Source organism: Rhodococcus sp. MEB041, from assembly GCF_030208955.1.
Classification (GTDB): Bacteria; Actinomycetota; Actinomycetes; order Mycobacteriales; family Mycobacteriaceae; genus Rhodococcoides.
Window position 1 is genome coordinate 802,035 of record NZ_JARVSZ010000002.1, and the last position, 14,800, is coordinate 816,834.

13 protein-coding genes are annotated in these 14,800 nt (G+C 67.6%); 7 read left to right on the top strand and 6 right to left on the bottom strand.

All coding sequences use genetic code 11. The annotated features are described in order from the left end of the window. Positions 1-174 precede the first annotated feature (174 nt). A complete protein-coding gene (locus tag QRN16_RS07760; RefSeq protein WP_231476318.1) occupies positions 175-1,917 on the top strand; it encodes a DEDD exonuclease domain-containing protein in 1,743 nt (580 codons plus the stop codon). A 64-nt stretch (positions 1,918-1,981) separates the two neighbouring features. Further along, positions 1,982-2,257: an Lrp/AsnC family transcriptional regulator gene (locus QRN16_RS07765; RefSeq protein WP_027505818.1), complete on the top strand. Its 276-nt coding sequence runs from the start codon at positions 1,982-1,984 to the stop codon at positions 2,255-2,257. Position 2,258: 1 nt separating this feature from the next. On the opposite strand, the gene trpD is transcribed toward QRN16_RS07765, so the two are convergent. Further along, complete coding sequence (trpD, locus tag QRN16_RS07770; RefSeq protein WP_222630534.1) at positions 2,259-3,302, bottom strand: anthranilate phosphoribosyltransferase; 1,044 nt, start codon at positions 3,300-3,302, stop codon at positions 2,259-2,261. Positions 3,303-3,313: 11 nt separating this feature from the next. After that, positions 3,314-3,805, bottom strand: coding sequence for a hypothetical protein (locus tag QRN16_RS07775; RefSeq protein ID WP_285185502.1), 492 nt, complete (start codon positions 3,803-3,805; stop codon positions 3,314-3,316). Positions 3,806-4,092: 287 nt separating this feature from the next. Between QRN16_RS07775 and ctaE the strand changes: the two genes are divergently transcribed. The 4 genes from ctaE (at position 4,093) to qcrB (ending at position 8,632) form a co-directional block, all read left to right on the top strand. Further along, a complete protein-coding gene (gene ctaE / locus QRN16_RS07780; RefSeq protein ID WP_027505815.1) occupies positions 4,093-4,707 on the top strand; it encodes an aa3-type cytochrome oxidase subunit III in 615 nt (204 codons plus the stop codon). Between the two features lie 78 nt (positions 4,708-4,785). Then, positions 4,786-5,667: a cytochrome bc1 complex diheme cytochrome c subunit gene (qcrC, locus tag QRN16_RS07785; RefSeq protein WP_056446281.1), complete on the top strand. Its 882-nt coding sequence runs from the start codon at positions 4,786-4,788 to the stop codon at positions 5,665-5,667. Continuing rightward, entirely contained in the window at positions 5,664-6,899 is a 1,236-nt protein-coding gene (qcrA, locus tag QRN16_RS07790; protein WP_081821261.1) for a cytochrome bc1 complex Rieske iron-sulfur subunit, read from the top strand. Before qcrC ends, qcrA begins: the two co-directional genes overlap by 4 nt. Continuing rightward, a complete protein-coding gene (gene qcrB / locus QRN16_RS07795; RefSeq protein WP_037185718.1) occupies positions 6,896-8,632 on the top strand; it encodes a cytochrome bc1 complex cytochrome b subunit in 1,737 nt (578 codons plus the stop codon). Before qcrA ends, qcrB begins: the two co-directional genes overlap by 4 nt. A 255-nt stretch (positions 8,633-8,887) precedes the next feature. Here qcrB and QRN16_RS07800 read toward each other — a convergent pair whose 3' ends face one another. From QRN16_RS07800 to ctaC, 3 genes are all read right to left on the bottom strand, one after another. Continuing rightward, positions 8,888-9,775 carry an alpha/beta fold hydrolase gene (locus QRN16_RS07800; protein ID WP_285185508.1) on the bottom strand — a complete coding sequence of 296 codons (888 nt, stop codon included), beginning with the start codon at positions 9,773-9,775 and terminating at the stop codon, positions 8,888-8,890. Between the two features lie 214 nt (positions 9,776-9,989). After that, on the bottom strand, positions 9,990-10,406 hold the full coding sequence (locus QRN16_RS07805; protein ID WP_027505813.1) for a cytochrome c oxidase subunit 4: 417 nt from the start codon (positions 10,404-10,406) through the stop codon (positions 9,990-9,992). 6 nt (positions 10,407-10,412) lie between these two features. Next, positions 10,413-11,459, bottom strand: coding sequence for an aa3-type cytochrome oxidase subunit II (gene ctaC / locus QRN16_RS07810; protein ID WP_371831725.1), 1,047 nt, complete (start codon positions 11,457-11,459; stop codon positions 10,413-10,415). 295 nt (positions 11,460-11,754) lie between these two features. Here ctaC and asnB point away from each other — a divergent pair, with 295 nt between their 5' ends. Beyond that, positions 11,755-13,680 (top strand): asparagine synthase (glutamine-hydrolyzing), encoded by a 1,926-nt coding sequence (gene asnB, locus QRN16_RS07815; RefSeq protein ID WP_285185511.1) that lies wholly within the window; start codon positions 11,755-11,757, stop codon positions 13,678-13,680. Positions 13,681-13,694: 14 nt separating this feature from the next. Here the strand turns inward: asnB and QRN16_RS07820 are convergent, their stop codons facing one another. Next, entirely contained in the window at positions 13,695-14,669 is a 975-nt protein-coding gene (locus QRN16_RS07820; RefSeq protein WP_027505810.1) for a carbohydrate kinase family protein, read from the bottom strand. Between the last annotated feature and the right edge of the window lie 131 nt (positions 14,670-14,800).

The following is a 14,800-nucleotide window of genomic DNA, read 5'->3' on the forward strand; positions in this document are numbered from 1 at the left end:
TGATCTCCGTCTCATTGTGGTTCACGGTCTCTCGCCGTGATGTTCAGCCCGGATCACACCCGATCCGACGCTCGATCACGCCTCGGAAACGGACGCTAACGACGTGCACCGACACGGCGTGCTCGTCGTGGACGGACCGGGTTCCTGTCGGTGGGACCACCTACGGTGACGCACGTGACTGATGGGGCGACTGTGGTGTCGGGGCATGCACGCGGTGTGCAGCTCGCATTCGACGAACTGGACCAGTCGTTGCGGGACACGACCTTCGTGGTGGTGGACCTCGAGACCACCGGAGGCCGACCGGGCGAGGACGCGATCACCGAGATCGGTGCCGTCAAGGTTCGCGGCGGCCGGGTGATCGGTGAGATGGCGACGCTCGTGGACCCGGGCCGGTCCATTCCGCCCGCCATCGTCGCGTTGACGGGCATCACCGGTGCGATGCTTCTCGACGCCCCTCGTATCGAGCGGGTCCTGCCCACCTTCGTCGAGTTCGCCCGCGGCAGCGTGCTGGTGGCGCACAACGCGCGCTTCGACACCGCGTTCCTCCGCGCGGCGGCGACGCGAATGGATCTGGCGTGGCCGTCGTTCCGGGTGCTGTGCACCGTCACGCTCGCCCGGCGGGTGCTCACGCGCGACGAGGCACCGTCGGTCAAGCTGTCCTCGCTGGCCACCCTCTTCCAGGTGTCCACCAGGCCCACCCACCGGGCACTCGACGACGCCCGGGCCACCGTCGACGTCCTGCACGGGCTGATCGAACGGGTGGGCAACCAGGGCGTCCACAGCTACGCCGAACTCGTCGACTACCTGCCGACGGTGTCCTCGGCGCACCGCGCCAAACGCACGCTCGCGGCGGGCCTTCCGCACGCCCCCGGTGTCTATCTCTTCCGCGGACCGTCCGACGAGGTGCTCTACGTCGGCACCTCACGGAACCTCCACCGCCGTGTACGGAACTACTTCACGGGATCCGAGACCCGCGGACGCATGAAGGAGATGGTCGCCCTCGCGACCCGGGTCGACCACGTCGAGTGCAGCCATGCCATCGAGGCCGGCGTGCGCGAACTGAGGCTCATCAGTGCGCACACGCCCCCGTACAACCGTCGATCGAAGTACCCCCGCAAGGGCTGGTGGCTGACCCTGACGAGCGAGGCGTTCCCGCGCATCTCCATCGTGCGGACACCGGCGCCCGGCGCGCTCGGACCGTTCTCCGTTCGCGGGGCGGCAGCCGAGGCCGCCGCTCTCGTCGCCGAGCACACCCGGTTGCGCTCCTGCACCCACCGCATCGCCGCCTCGGCGGTGCACGACTGTTCCACCGAGGCCGTCGGTGGATGCACGGCGGCGACGGCGAGCCCGCTCACTCCCGAGGAGTACGCCGACGCGCCCGTCGCCTTCCGCGCTCTCACCGAGGGTGCCGACGCAGCGGTGCTCGATGCCGTCGCCGCCCGGATCGACGCACTGTCCGAGGATCTGCTCTTCGAGTCCGCGGCCCGCCTGCGCGACCGCGCGGCCACCCTGTTGACGGCCCTGCGGTCGGTGCAGCGGCTGCAGGCACTCGCGGCCATCGAGCAGCTGATCGCCGCGCGCCGCGCCGACGACGGCGGGTGGGAGTTCGTCGTCGTCCGGCACGGACGTCTCGCCAGTGCCGGTCGTTCCCGCCGCGGCGTCGCGCCCATGCCCGTGGTGGAAGCACTCGTCGCCGGTGCGGAGACCGTCGTGCCGGACGCCACTCCCCTACGCGGTGCCACGCCGGAGGAGGTGGCGCTGATCGCGCGGTGGCTCGAGTCGGGTGGCGTCCGCATCGTCGACACCACGGACGGATGGTGCGAACCGGCGCACGGAGCGGGGCGATGGGCACAGTGGTGCGCCGCCGTGCGCGACGTCGGACGCCGCGAGAAGGAACGCACGATGGCCTGGGGATGACCGCACGGCCGAGAACTAGGCTGACCCGCAGTTCGCCCTCTCACGACAGTTCGGAAGGTTCACCATGATCACCGCCATCGTTCTGATCCACGCCGAGGTGCACTCCATTCCGGAGACCGCGCGTGCCGTCGCCGACGTACCGGGTGTGTCCGAGGTGTACTCGTGCGCCGGCGACGTAGACCTGATCGCCGTGGTCAAGGTGCGTACGCACGAGGAGATCGCCGAGGTGATCACCGAGCGCGTCAACCGCGTCACCGGCGTGGTGCGGACAGACACGCACATCGCGTTCAAGTCCTACTCGAGCGCCGACGTCGACGCGGGCTTCTCCATCGGCGAGTGACTCAGGCCGACGTGAACGCCGCCCATCGCGTCAGCAGCGTCTGAGCGGCTCCGTCGTCCACCGCGGCGGCTGCCGTCGTCAACGCACCGGCCATCGCGTCCTCGAGCGAACCGTCGACGCCGCGGAACGCGGCGATGGCACCTGCTGCATTGAGCAGCACCGCGTCCCGCACCGGACCCGTCTCACCGGCGAACACGCGCCGCGCCGCCGCCGCGTTGTCCTCGGCGTCGCCGCCGCGAAGAGCGTCGAGCGGCACTCGCTCGATGCCGAGATCGCGCGGATCGAGCACCGCGTGGTCGACGACACCGTTCCGGACGACGCGCACCGACGTGGTCGTCGACGTGGTGATCTCGTCCAGCCCGTCGTCGCCGCGCACCACGAGGACGGAGTTGCCGCGCGCCGCGAACACGCCCGCGACGACGTCGATCAGATCGTCGAACGCGCATCCCACCAGACCGGCGCGCGGACTCGCAGGGTTCGTCAGCGGCCCGAGGACGTTGAACGCCGTGGGGATGCCGATCTCCTTGCGAGGCGCCGCGGCGAAGCGCAGCGCCGGGTGGAACACGGGCGCGAAGCAGAACCCGATGCCCAGCTCGGCGACACTCGCCGCGACCCGCTCCGGCCCCTGGTCGATACGCACGCCCAGCGCTTCCAACACGTCGGCTCCACCGCTCTTGGACGAGGCGGCCCGGTTGCCGTGCTTGACCACCCGGATTCCCGCGGCCGCCACCACCACCGACGCCATCGTCGAGATGTTCACCGTGTGGGACCGATCGCCGCCCGTACCGACGATGTCGACGACGTCGTCGTCCACGGGCACGCGCTTGGCGTGGCCGAGCATCGAGTCGGCTAGTCCGCGCAGTTCATCCGACGTGGGGCCCTTCATCTTGAGGGCGACACCGAAGGCAGCGATCTGGGCCGCGGTGGCGTTGTCCGACATGATCTCGTCCATCGCCCACGCCGTGTCGGCACCCGTCAGGTCCTGGCGTGATGCCAGGGCCCCGAGGACCTGTGCCCATGTACGCGTGCCATCCCCAGCGCTCATGAGCGGGAAGCCTAGTGCTCCGGCGATGCGTCCTCGGCAGCCGGTTGGAGGGCGTCCCAGCCCAGTACCACCCCGTCGCGCCGTTGGGCCAACCCCGCCATCCGTGACCGTTCCTGCGAGCAGTGCAGCGCGTCGAGCACCTGCACCCGCTGCAGCACCAGGACGGTCGCGTCGGAGACACCGCCGGGCAGATGCCCGGGAGTCTGCGCCATGGGACCTGCGGTCGCCTCGCTGTAACCGTCCTGCGCCGCCACCGACACCGCGTCGGCGATCTGATCGGCGGGGAGAAGCAGGTGGTGGCGCAACACCACGTCGTCGTCCGCGGACCAGAGGGGGTCCGTGTGCGCCGCGCGCTCGAGGGTCGTCGAGCACGCCTCCACGTCGTCGAAGCACGACGCGACCACGACGAGGTCGGTGCGAGTGGGGTCGAGGGGCTCCCGAGCCGCCCGGCCGAACAGCCGCTGCCACCACCGTGTCCGCCCACGACCAGAGCCCGAAGTCATGTCACGACAGTGCCAGATGCCGCCGGAACCGGTCCCGGAGTCGCTCGGGAGGCATCGAGTCTGAAGCTCGGGTCGAGACTCCGGCGTGCGGGATACATCACGGGCGCGGGGGTCGACGGAACCCGGTCCGACGTGCACAGACGAGTACTATTGAACAGAAAGTCCAGGAAGACGGGCCGACCGGACCACGAGGAGGCATTCTGTGTCACGCGCGCGCGAACGATGCTCGACTCGCCAATACCGCCCCGGCTATGCCATCCGTACTACGACGAGTCATACTTCTCGATGTGACGAGCGCAGTAGGTACTTCGGGATCCGCCATCACCCAGCGTGTCCACTCGCTGAACCGACCGAACATGGTCAGCGTGGGCACCATCGTGTGGCTGTCCAGCGAGTTGATGTTCTTTGCCGGCCTCTTCGCGATGTATTTCGTCGCGCGGGCTCAGGCCGCTCCCGGCCAGTGGCCGCCGGAGCCGACCGAGCTCAACCTGACGCTGGCCGTCCCCGTGACCGCGGTGCTCATCGCATCGTCCTTCACCTGCCAGCTGGGCGTGTTCGCCGCCGAGCGTGGCGACGTGTTCGGACTGCGTCGCTGGTACACGATCACTCTGGCCATGGGCGCGTTCTTCGTCGCCGGCCAGGGCTACGAGTACTACCACCTCGTCCACGAGGGCACCTCGATCTCGAGCAGCGTCTACGGCTCCGTCTTCTACATCACCACCGGCTTCCACGGCCTGCACGTGATCGGCGGTCTGATCGCCTTCGTCTTCCTGATCGCCCGCACCCTGGTCAGCAAGTTCACGCCGGCTCAGGCCACCGCCGCCATCGTCGTGTCGTACTACTGGCACTTCGTCGACATCGTCTGGATCGCGCTGTTCGCGACGATCTACTTCATCCGCTGACCGAGCAGGCGTCGAATACCCGATGACAGCCTCATCGGTCGCATCCGACAAGCCGTCCCGACACGACAAGGGATACAGATGAGTTCCTCTCCCCCCGCCACTCCCGACGACGACGGCACTGTCGTGTCCGCCGGTACGCCGGACGCCTCGGCGACCAAGGCGCGTCGCAAGCGTCGTACCCGTCGCCGGGTCAGTGGCGCCATGGCGCTGTTCATGGGTCTCGTCGGCGCGGGCTTCCTCGCCGCCGCCCTCACCCCCGACGCCCAGGTCGCCACCGCGCAGGAAGACAGCGCGGCCATGGTGCGCGAAGGCCAGCAGATCTACGACACGTCCTGCGTGACGTGCCACGGCGCCAACCTCCAGGGTGTCCAGGACCGCGGACCGTCCCTCATCGGCGTCGGCGAAGCAGCCGTCTATTTCCAGGTCTCCTCCGGTCGCATGCCGATGGCGCGCAACGAGGCCCAGGCCGAGCGGAAGCCCCCGAAGTACAACCAGTCGCAGGTCGACGCTCTCGGCGCCTACATCCAGGCCAACGGCGGCGGACCCACGGTGGTGCGCACCGACAACGGTGAGATCGCGCAGGACTCACTCCGTGGCGGCGACATCGCCCGCGGCAGCGAGCTCTTCCGCCTAAACTGCGCGTCCTGCCACAACTTCACCGGTCGCGGCGGCGCGCTGTCCTCGGGCAAGTACGCACCCACACTCGACCCGGCGAACGAGCAGCAGATCTACCAGGCGATGGTCACCGGCCCGCAGAACATGCCCAAGTTCTCGGACCGCCAGCTCACGCCCGAAGAGAAGAAAGACATCATCGCGTACGTCAAGTCCTCCTCCGAGACGCAGCCTCCCGGTGGATACGGACTCGGCGGCTTCGGCCCCGGTACGGAAGCCATCGCCATCTGGGTGGTCGGCATCGGAGCGGTCGTCGCAGCAGCACTGTGGATCGGAGTGAGGTCATGAGCGACGACAACCGCAAGGACGACGGCGTGCCCGGCGATCCGAACAAGTTCCCCGAGGGCTTCGACCCGGACCGCAAGTACACGGACGAGGAACTGGCCGCCATGAGCCGCGACGAGCTCGTCGCACTCGGCACCAACCTCGATCACGTGGACGTGGCGTTCCGTCGCGCACGCTGGCCCGTCCCCGGAACCAAGGCCGAGAAGCGCGCCGAGCGCAGCGTCAGCCTCTGGTTCTTCCTGGCGGGTGTGTCGGCCGTGGCCTTCATCGCCATCTACCTGTTCTGGCCGTGGCAGTACGCCGGCATGGGCGAGGACAGCTATGGGCTGTACAGCCTGTACACACCGCTCATCGGTCTCACCATGGGTCTCGCGATCATCGGTGTCGGCGTCGGTGCCGTGCAGTTCACCAAGAAGTTCATCCCCGAAGAGGTGTCCATCCAGGATCGCCACGACGGTGGATCGAGCGAGGTGGACAAGAAGACGGTCGTCGCCGAGCTCAGCGACTCCTTCGACACCTCCACGCTGGGTCGACGCAAGATGATCAAGCGCAGCCTCGTCTTCGGCGGCGGCGCGCTCGGCGTCATGTCGATCCTCCCGCTCGGCGGTCTGATCAAGAACCCGTGGGCCGAGGGCGACGAGTCCTCGCTCTGGGTCTCGGGTTGGACGCCGAACTACGAGGGCGAGACCGTCTACCTGCGTCGCTACACCGGACGCGTCGACGACATCGTTCTCGTCCGCCCGGAGGATCTCGACGCCGGCGCCATGGAGACCGTCTTCCCGTTCCGTGAGTCGGAGCGTGGAAACGAGGAGGAGCTCTCGCACGCACTGAAGGGCATCCGCAACGCGGTCATGCTCATCCGTCTGCGTACCGAGGACGCCGACCGCACCATCAAGCGGAAGGGCCAGGAGAGCTTCAACTACGGCGACTACTTCGCCTACTCGAAGATCTGCACCCACCTCGGGTGCCCCACATCGTTGTACGAGCAGCAGACCAACCGGATCCTGTGCCCGTGCCACCAGTCGCAATTCGACGCGTTGGAGTACGCCAAGCCGATCTTCGGACCGGCCGCCCGCGCTCTTCCGCAGCTGCCCATCACGGTCAACGACGAGGGCTACCTCGTCGCCGCGGGCGATTTCATCGAGCCGCTCGGACCCGCCTACTGGGAACGTCCGGCCGGAGTACACGAGCAGGAGAGCGCTTCTGCTGCGTCGTCATCGGAAGGTTCACGATGAGTCCATCCATCGCCACGCTCGCTGCGAAGCAAGCCGAGGACGTCGACTCCCGCTATCACCTCTCAGCGGGTATGCGTCGTCAGATCAACAAGGTCTTCCCCACCCACTGGTCGTTCCTGCTGGGCGAGATCGCGCTGTACAGCTTCGTCATCCTGCTGCTGTCCGGTACGTACTTGACCCTCTTCTACGACCCCTCCATGACGGAGACCACCTACCAGGGCGCCTACGCTCCCCTGCGCGGTGTCGAGATGACCAAGGCGTACGCCACCACGCTGGACCTGTCCTTCGAGGTGCGCGGCGGTCTGTTCATCCGTCAGATCCACCACTGGGCAGCTCTGCTGTTCGCCTGCTCGATCATCGTGCACATGATGCGCATCTTCTTCACCGGTGCGTTCCGTCGCCCGCGTGAGGCGAACTGGGTCATCGGCTCGCTGCTGCTCATCCTGGCGATGTTCGAGGGCTTCTTCGGCTACTCGCTCCCCGACGACCTGCTGTCCGGTACCGGCCTGCGCGCCGCCTTCTCGGGCATCACGATCTCCATCCCGGTCATCGGAACGTGGATGCACTGGCTGATCTTCAACGGTGACTTCCCCGGCACGCTGATCATCCCGCGCCTGTACGTCGCGCACGTGCTGCTCCTGCCCGCCATCATCCTGGCGCTCATCGCAGCTCACCTCGCGCTCGTCTGGTACCAGAAGCACACGCAGTTCCCCGGCCCCGGCCGCACCGAGACCAACGTGGTGGGTGTCCGCATCCTCCCGGTCTTCGCGGTCAAGTCCGGCGCCTTCTTCGCCATGACCTTCGGTGTCCTCGCGGTCATGGGTGGAGTACTGCAGATCAACCCGGTGTGGGCCCTGGGCCCGTACAACCCGTCGCAGGTCTCCGCCGGCTCACAGCCCGACTTCTACATGATGTGGACGGACGGCCTGGCTCGACTGTGGCCCGCGTGGGAGCTCTACATCGGCAACTACATGATCCCGGCCGTCTTCTGGGTCGCCGTCATCATGGGTGCGGTGTTCGCGATCATGATCGCGTACCCCTGGATCGAGAAGCGCTTCACCAAGGACGACGCTCACCACAACCTGCTGCAGCGTCCCCGCGACGTTCCGGTGCGTACCGCGGTCGGCGCCATGGCGATCGCCTTCTACGTGGTCCTGACGCTCAGCTGCGTCAACGACATCATCGCGTACAAGTTCTCGATCTCCCTGAACGCGATGACCTGGATCGGCCGCATCGGCCTCGTGGTCCTGCCTCCGATCGTCTACCTGCTGACCTACCGCTTCTGCATCGGTCTCCAGCGCAGCGATCGCCAGGTCCTCGAGCACGGCATCGAGACGGGTGTCATCAAGCGTCTGCCCCACGGCGCCTACGTCGAGATCCACCAGCCCCTCGGCCCGGTCGACGATCACGGCCACCCGATCCCGCTCGAGTACCAGGGTGCTGCGATCCCGAAGAAGATGAACAAGCTCGGTTCCGCCGGCAAGCCCGGCTCGGGCAGCATCTTCACTCCGGACTCGGACGAGGAGCACCGGCTGCACGAGCGTCTGTCGCACGAGGGTGAGCACGATCAGCTCACCATGCTCCGCACCTACCAGGCGAAGATCCTGTCGCAGGGCAACGGGCACTCGAACGGCAACGGGCACTCGAACGGCAACGGCTCGTCCAACGGCCACTCGAACGGCAACGGCTCGTCCAACGGCAACGGTCACGGACCGGAGTCCAACGGGCACTGAGCGACCCGCTGAACGGTAGAAGAGGCGCCACCCACTCGGGTGGCGCCTCTTCTCGTCTGTCCCCTCCCCCACCGCTCGTTCCCGCACCCGTCGTCGCTCGGCGAGGCGGGGTGTCAGCGCAGTCCGAGATCCGCGCCGGCGGATCGGGATGCCACCCACCCCTCTTGTGTGCAGTGATCCGCGCCCACCGCGGATCACTGCACACGAACGCCCCGCTCCAGCAGATCCGGTGCACTGGACCGTGTGGAGCGCGGGCTACTGCACTGGATCCCACCGCCCCGCCGAGGCGAGGAACGGCAGCAGCGCGTCGACGAGGTGGTGCGGGGCCTGCTCGGCCATGTGGTGTCCCGAATCGATGGCGTGCCCGACGACGCCCGGCGCCCACGCACGCCAGATGGTCAACGGATCGCCGTACAACTCCTCGAGGTCGTCCCGTGTGGACCACAGCACCTGCACCGGCACGGCCAACGTCCTCCCCTGCGCTCGGTCGGCGCGTTCGTGGTCGGCGTCGACGGTGAGTCCTGCTCGGTAGTCCTCGAGCATCGCGCGTACGACATCGGGATCGTGGATCGCCGTCAGCCACTCACGGTGGTTCTCCACTCCCATGAGGGCCGGATCGCCGCGGTACCACGAAGAGGGATCGGCAGTGATGGCGCGCTCGGGGAAGTCGGGCTGGGCGTAGAAGAACCAGTGCCACCATCGGGTCGCGTATCGACTGTCCGCCCGGTCGAGGTGCTCGCTGATGGGGATGCAGTCGAGCAGGGACAGCGCGGTCACGAGGCCCGAGTGGTCCAGGGCCAGGCGCAGTGCCACGTAACTTCCACGGTCGTGACCGACCACGGCGAAGCGTCGGTGCCCGAGTGCGGCCATCACCTGCACCATGTCCGAGGCCATCGCCCGCTTCGAGTGTGCGGAGTGGTCGGGTGTCGGCGCCGGGCCCTGCGAGCGTCCGTACCCGCGCAAGTCCGGGCAGACGACCGTATGTCCTGCGTCGACCAGCAGTGGGGCGACACGGTGCCACGTCGCCGACGTACGCGGGTGCCCGTGCAGCAACAGCACTGGGAGATCGCCCGCGCCGCAGTGCCGGGTGAGGATCGACGCGGCCTCGACCTCGATCATCGATTCGTCGAAGTTCTCGAACACGTCGTCATCATCGCGCGAGCGGCCGCCGGGGCACCAGTTCCCGCACCCTTCCTCGCGTCACGCATGCGTGTTGCTCGGCAAGGCGACGTGCGACGGCGCAGCGTGGGTGCGGGAACACCGGAGGTGCGAGAAGCCCACCAGGAGGGCGCAATCCCACCTCACCGACGCCGAACGCCCCCGACCACAGGCCGGGGGCGTTCGGGGTGGAGCTGTGTCAGTGCTTCTCGGGTCCCACGTGGTACTCGAAGACCAATCCGGCTGCGGCGGCGATGATGGCGAGGGCGCCGACCGCGAGCATCCAGGGCTCGTAGAACGCGAACGCCAGGGCCATGAAGGCGGCGCATCCGGCGAGGATGATGGGCCAGAAGCTACCGGGGCTGAAGAAGCCCAGGTCGCCTGAACCGTCGGCGATCTCCGCGTCGTCGTAGTCCTCGGGACGGGTGTCCAGTCGACGAGCGACGAACCGGAAGTACGTTCCGACGATCAGCGTCAGGCCCGCCGAGAGGGCGATGGCGGTGAGGCCGGCCCACTCGATGCCGGTCCGCGAGAAGCCGGTGAACACGCCGTAGAGGATTCCGACGAGGATGAAGAACCCGGTCAGGATCTCGAAGAGTTTCGCTTCGATCTTCATGAGATGTCAGTTTCCTTCTGCCACGGTCGCAGCCTTGACGGTGCGGTCGGTGTTGAACGGCGAGGTGGAGGTCGCGCGAGGCTCTTCGCCGATGGACTCCAGCGCCTGAGCGTTGGTCTGGCCGTCGCGACGCGCCGCCATGTAGTTCTCGAAGGCCTCGGGGCTGACCGCGCGAACCTCGAAGTTCATCATCGCGTGGTACGTGCCGCACATCTCGGCGCAGCGCCCGACGAAGGCACCCTCACGCTCGATCTCGCTGATCTGGAACACGTTGTCGGAGTTGTTCTCGTCCGGGTTCGGCATGACGTCGCGCTTGAACAGGAACTCGGGAACCCAGAACGAGTGGATGACGTCGGAGGACGCGATCTCGAACTCGATGCGCTTGCCCGTGGGCAGCACGAGGATCGGGACCTCGGAGCTGGAGCCGACGGTCTCGACCTCGTTGTAGTGCAGGTAGGACTGGTCGGACTTCTCGCGGCCGAACAGGGGGCCCGGCTCCTCACCCTCGGGGGTGCCGGCCTCCTCTGCTGCCTGCTCGCGCTCCTGGTCGGTGCCGTCGTACAGCGGCTGCCCGTCCTTGAGGTCGACGGTGCGGTAGCCGAACTTCCAGTTCCACTGGAACGCGGTGACGTCGACGACCACGTCGGGGTTGTCCTGCTTCTCCTGGACGTAGTTCTGCACGACGACCGTGAAGTAGAAGAGGACGGCGATGATGACGAACGGCACGGCCGTGTAGAACAGCTCGAGCGGGACGTTGTACGCGGTCTGGCGCGGGAACTCCGGCGAGTCCTTCTTCTTGCGGTGGAACGCCACCGTCCAGAAGGTCAGGCCCCACACGATGACGCCCATGATGAGCGCCGCGATGACGGACCACGTCCACAGCTCGCGCATCCGCTCGGCCTGCGGCGTGACGCCCGACGGCCATCCGAATCGAAGTACGGAATTGTCGATGCCGCAGCCCGACAGCACCACGGCGGCCACTGCAAGAGAGGCCACCAATCCGACTCGTCGTGTCGTCCGACGACCGGATCCACCACCACGCTGCGCCACGATCACGCCTTCCTGATTGCCAGATGGAGAGTACGAGAACCGTCCGGACGAGCCACCGAAGTCGCTCACACGCACGAGGTACTCGTGTACTACGCAGCGTAGACCAAAGCGGGCTCGGTTCTCGTGTCGGGTCGGGTGCGAGTTGGGCGGCGACACCGGGCCCGGCCGGTCACTTCGGCGTTCCCGCCGCACTGCGGCATACTCGGACCGATGCGCGTCGGGCCGTCGAGGTCCCGGCGACGCCTGTGACCAGGCCCGCTACCGGGCCGACACCCGAACGAAACGAGGCGTACCGACCGTGTGTGGACTGCTGGGACTGCTGACGTCGAACGCATCCGCGGAAGATGTCGTCGATGCCGTCGGCCACGCGTCGCACTGCATGCGACACCGCGGGCCGGACGAGCCGGGAACGTGGCACGACGACGATCTGGCGCTGGGCTTCAACCGGCTCTCGATCATCGACATCGAGCACTCGCACCAGCCGCTCCGCTGGGGCCCCGCGGAGAGTCCGGAGCGCTACGCGCTGGTGTTCAACGGCGAGATCTACAACTACCTCGAACTGCGCGAGACGTTGGCACGCGAGCACGGCGCGACGTTCGCCACCGAGGGTGACGGCGAGGCCATTCTCGCCGCGTTCCACTTCTGGGGCGACGACGCCGTTCGACGCCTGCGGGGCATGTTCGCCTTCGCGCTGTGGGACACCGAGAAGCGGGAACTGTTCCTCGCGCGTGACCCGTTCGGCATCAAGCCGCTGTTCTACTCGACGGGCGCCGCGGGCACCGCGTTCGCGAGCGAGAAGAAGAGCATTCTCGAACTCCTCGAGTCGTTGGGCGTGTCCGACGAGCTCGACCCCCGCGCCCTGGAGCACTACACGGTGCTGCAGTACGTGCCGGAACCCGAGACGCTCCACGCGGGCATTCGTCGCCTGGAGTCCGGCTGCACCGCTCGCCTGACTCCCGGCTCCGAGCCGACCGTCACTCGCTACTTCCGGCCGACGTTCCCGGTGCGTCCCGTCCCGTCGGGCACCGAGGCGGCGCGCTACCGCGAGATCGCCGAGGCGCTCGAGGACTCCGTCGCCAAGCACATGCGTGCCGACGTCACCGTCGGCTCGTTCCTGTCCGGCGGCATCGACTCCACGGCGATCGCCGCGCTCGCCATGCGGCACAACCCGGATCTGGTCACCTTCACCACCGGTTTCGAGCGTGAGGGCTACTCCGAGGTGGACGTCGCGGCCGAGTCGGCCGCTGCGATCGGCGCCAAGCACGTCATCAAGGTCGTCGGGCCCGAGGAGTTCGCCGCGGCGATCCCCGAGATCGTCTGGTATCTCGACGATCCGGTGGCGGACCCGGCGCTGGTGCCGCTCTACTTCGTCGCCAAGGAAGCACGGAAGCACGTCAAGGTGGTGCTGTCGGGCGAGGGTGCGGACGAGTTGTTCGGCGGCTACACCATCTACCGGGAGCCGTTGTCGCTCGCACCGTTCGAGAAGCTGCCACCCTCCCTGCGACGCGCCGCCGGTCGACTGAGTGAGCGTATCCCGGAGGGCACCCGCGGCAAGAGTCTCCTGCACCGCGGGTCGATGAGCCTGGAGGAGCGCTACTACGGCAATGCGCGCAGCTTCAACGATGCGCAGTTGCGGTCGGTGTTGCGGGAGTTCCGGCCCGAGTGGACCCATCAGGACGTGACGGCGCCGATCTACGCGCAGTCCGCCGGCTGGGACCCGGTGGCGCGGATGCAGCATCTGGACCTGTTCACGTGGCTGCGCGGCGACATCCTGGTGAAGGCCGACAAGATCACGATGGCCAACTCGTTGGAGTTGCGCGTGCCGTTCCTCGACAACGAGGTGTTCCGGGTGGCGGAGCAGTTGCCGCTGGAGCAGAAGATCACGAAGTCGACGACGAAGTACGCGCTACGCAAGGCACTCGACGGCATCGTGCCCGATCATGTGCTCAACCGCGCGAAGCTGGGTTTCCCTGTGCCGCTTCGGCATTGGCTGCGGGGCACCGAGCTCTTCGACTGGGCGCACCAGCAGATCGCCGATTCCCATACCGATCACCTGCTCGACAAGGCCGCGATCACCCGCATGCTGAACGACCACCGCGAGGGACGCAGCGATCACAGCCGCCGGTTGTGGACCGTGCTCATCTTCATGGTGTGGCACGGCATCTTCGTCGAGAAGCGCATCGTGCCGGCCATCGCCGAACCCACGTACCCGGTTCGGCTCTAGCCGGCAGACGCGAACTACTGCGGGAGGATCGCGGCGATCTCGGCCGCGGCCTCGTCGCCGTACGCGTCGGTGAGGCGCTTGATCGCGTCGTCACGGACGAGCGTCCATTCCTGGGTGCCGGTGGTCTCGAGCACGAGCACCGCGATGAAGGATCCGAGCTGGGCGGCGCGCTCGAGGCCCAGCCCGTTGGCGCGGCCGACGAGGAAGCCGGCGCGGAACGCGTCACCGACACCGGTGGGGTCGACCTTGCTGGTCTCCGGGACCACGGAGACGCGAATGTCCGTGCCGTCGGCGCCGACGATCTCGACGCCGTTCTTGCCGAGCGTGGTCACGCGCAGGCCGACGGTGTCGCGGATCTGGCGTTCGGTCAGCCCGGTCTTCTGACGGAGGAGGCCCCACTCGTACTCGTTGGTGAACAGGTACTCGGCACCCTGGATGAGCTCGGTGGCCTGCGTGCCGTCGAGGCGTGCGAGCTGCTGCGACGGATCCGCGGCGAAGGGGATGCCCAGTTCGCGGCACTCCGCCGTGTGGCGCATCATCGCGGCCGGGTCGTTGGCGCCGACCAGGACGAGTTCCAGGTCGCGACCCTCGGCCACGGTGTGGACGGAGATGTCGCCGGCCTCGGTCATCGCGCCGGGGTAGAACGAGGCGATCTGTGCCATGTCCTCGTCGGTGGTGCAGACGAAACGCGCGGTGTGAGCCGTCTCGGAGAGGGTGACGGCGGAGCAGTCGACGCCGTTGTCCTCGAGCCACGTCTGATACTCGGCGAAGTCGGGACCGACCGAGCCGACGAGCAGCGGTGCGCCGCCCAGAACACCCATGGCGTAGGCGATGTTGCCGCCCACCCCGCCCTTGCGGATGACGAGGTCGTCGACGAGGAAGCTCAGCGAGACGTGTGCCAGCTGATCGGCGAGGAACTGGTCGGCGAACCGACCGGGAAACCGCATCAGATGGTCGGTAGCAATGGAGCCGGACACCGCAATGGTCACGTCCGAGGGCCTTTCGCAGCAGGTGGAGGAGAACTGCTGTGAACCTTACCCGGGTGACGAGTGGGTGAACCCCATCAGACGGACGCCCCGGGACGACGCACCCCGGACACACGTCGTACCCGGTACCCACG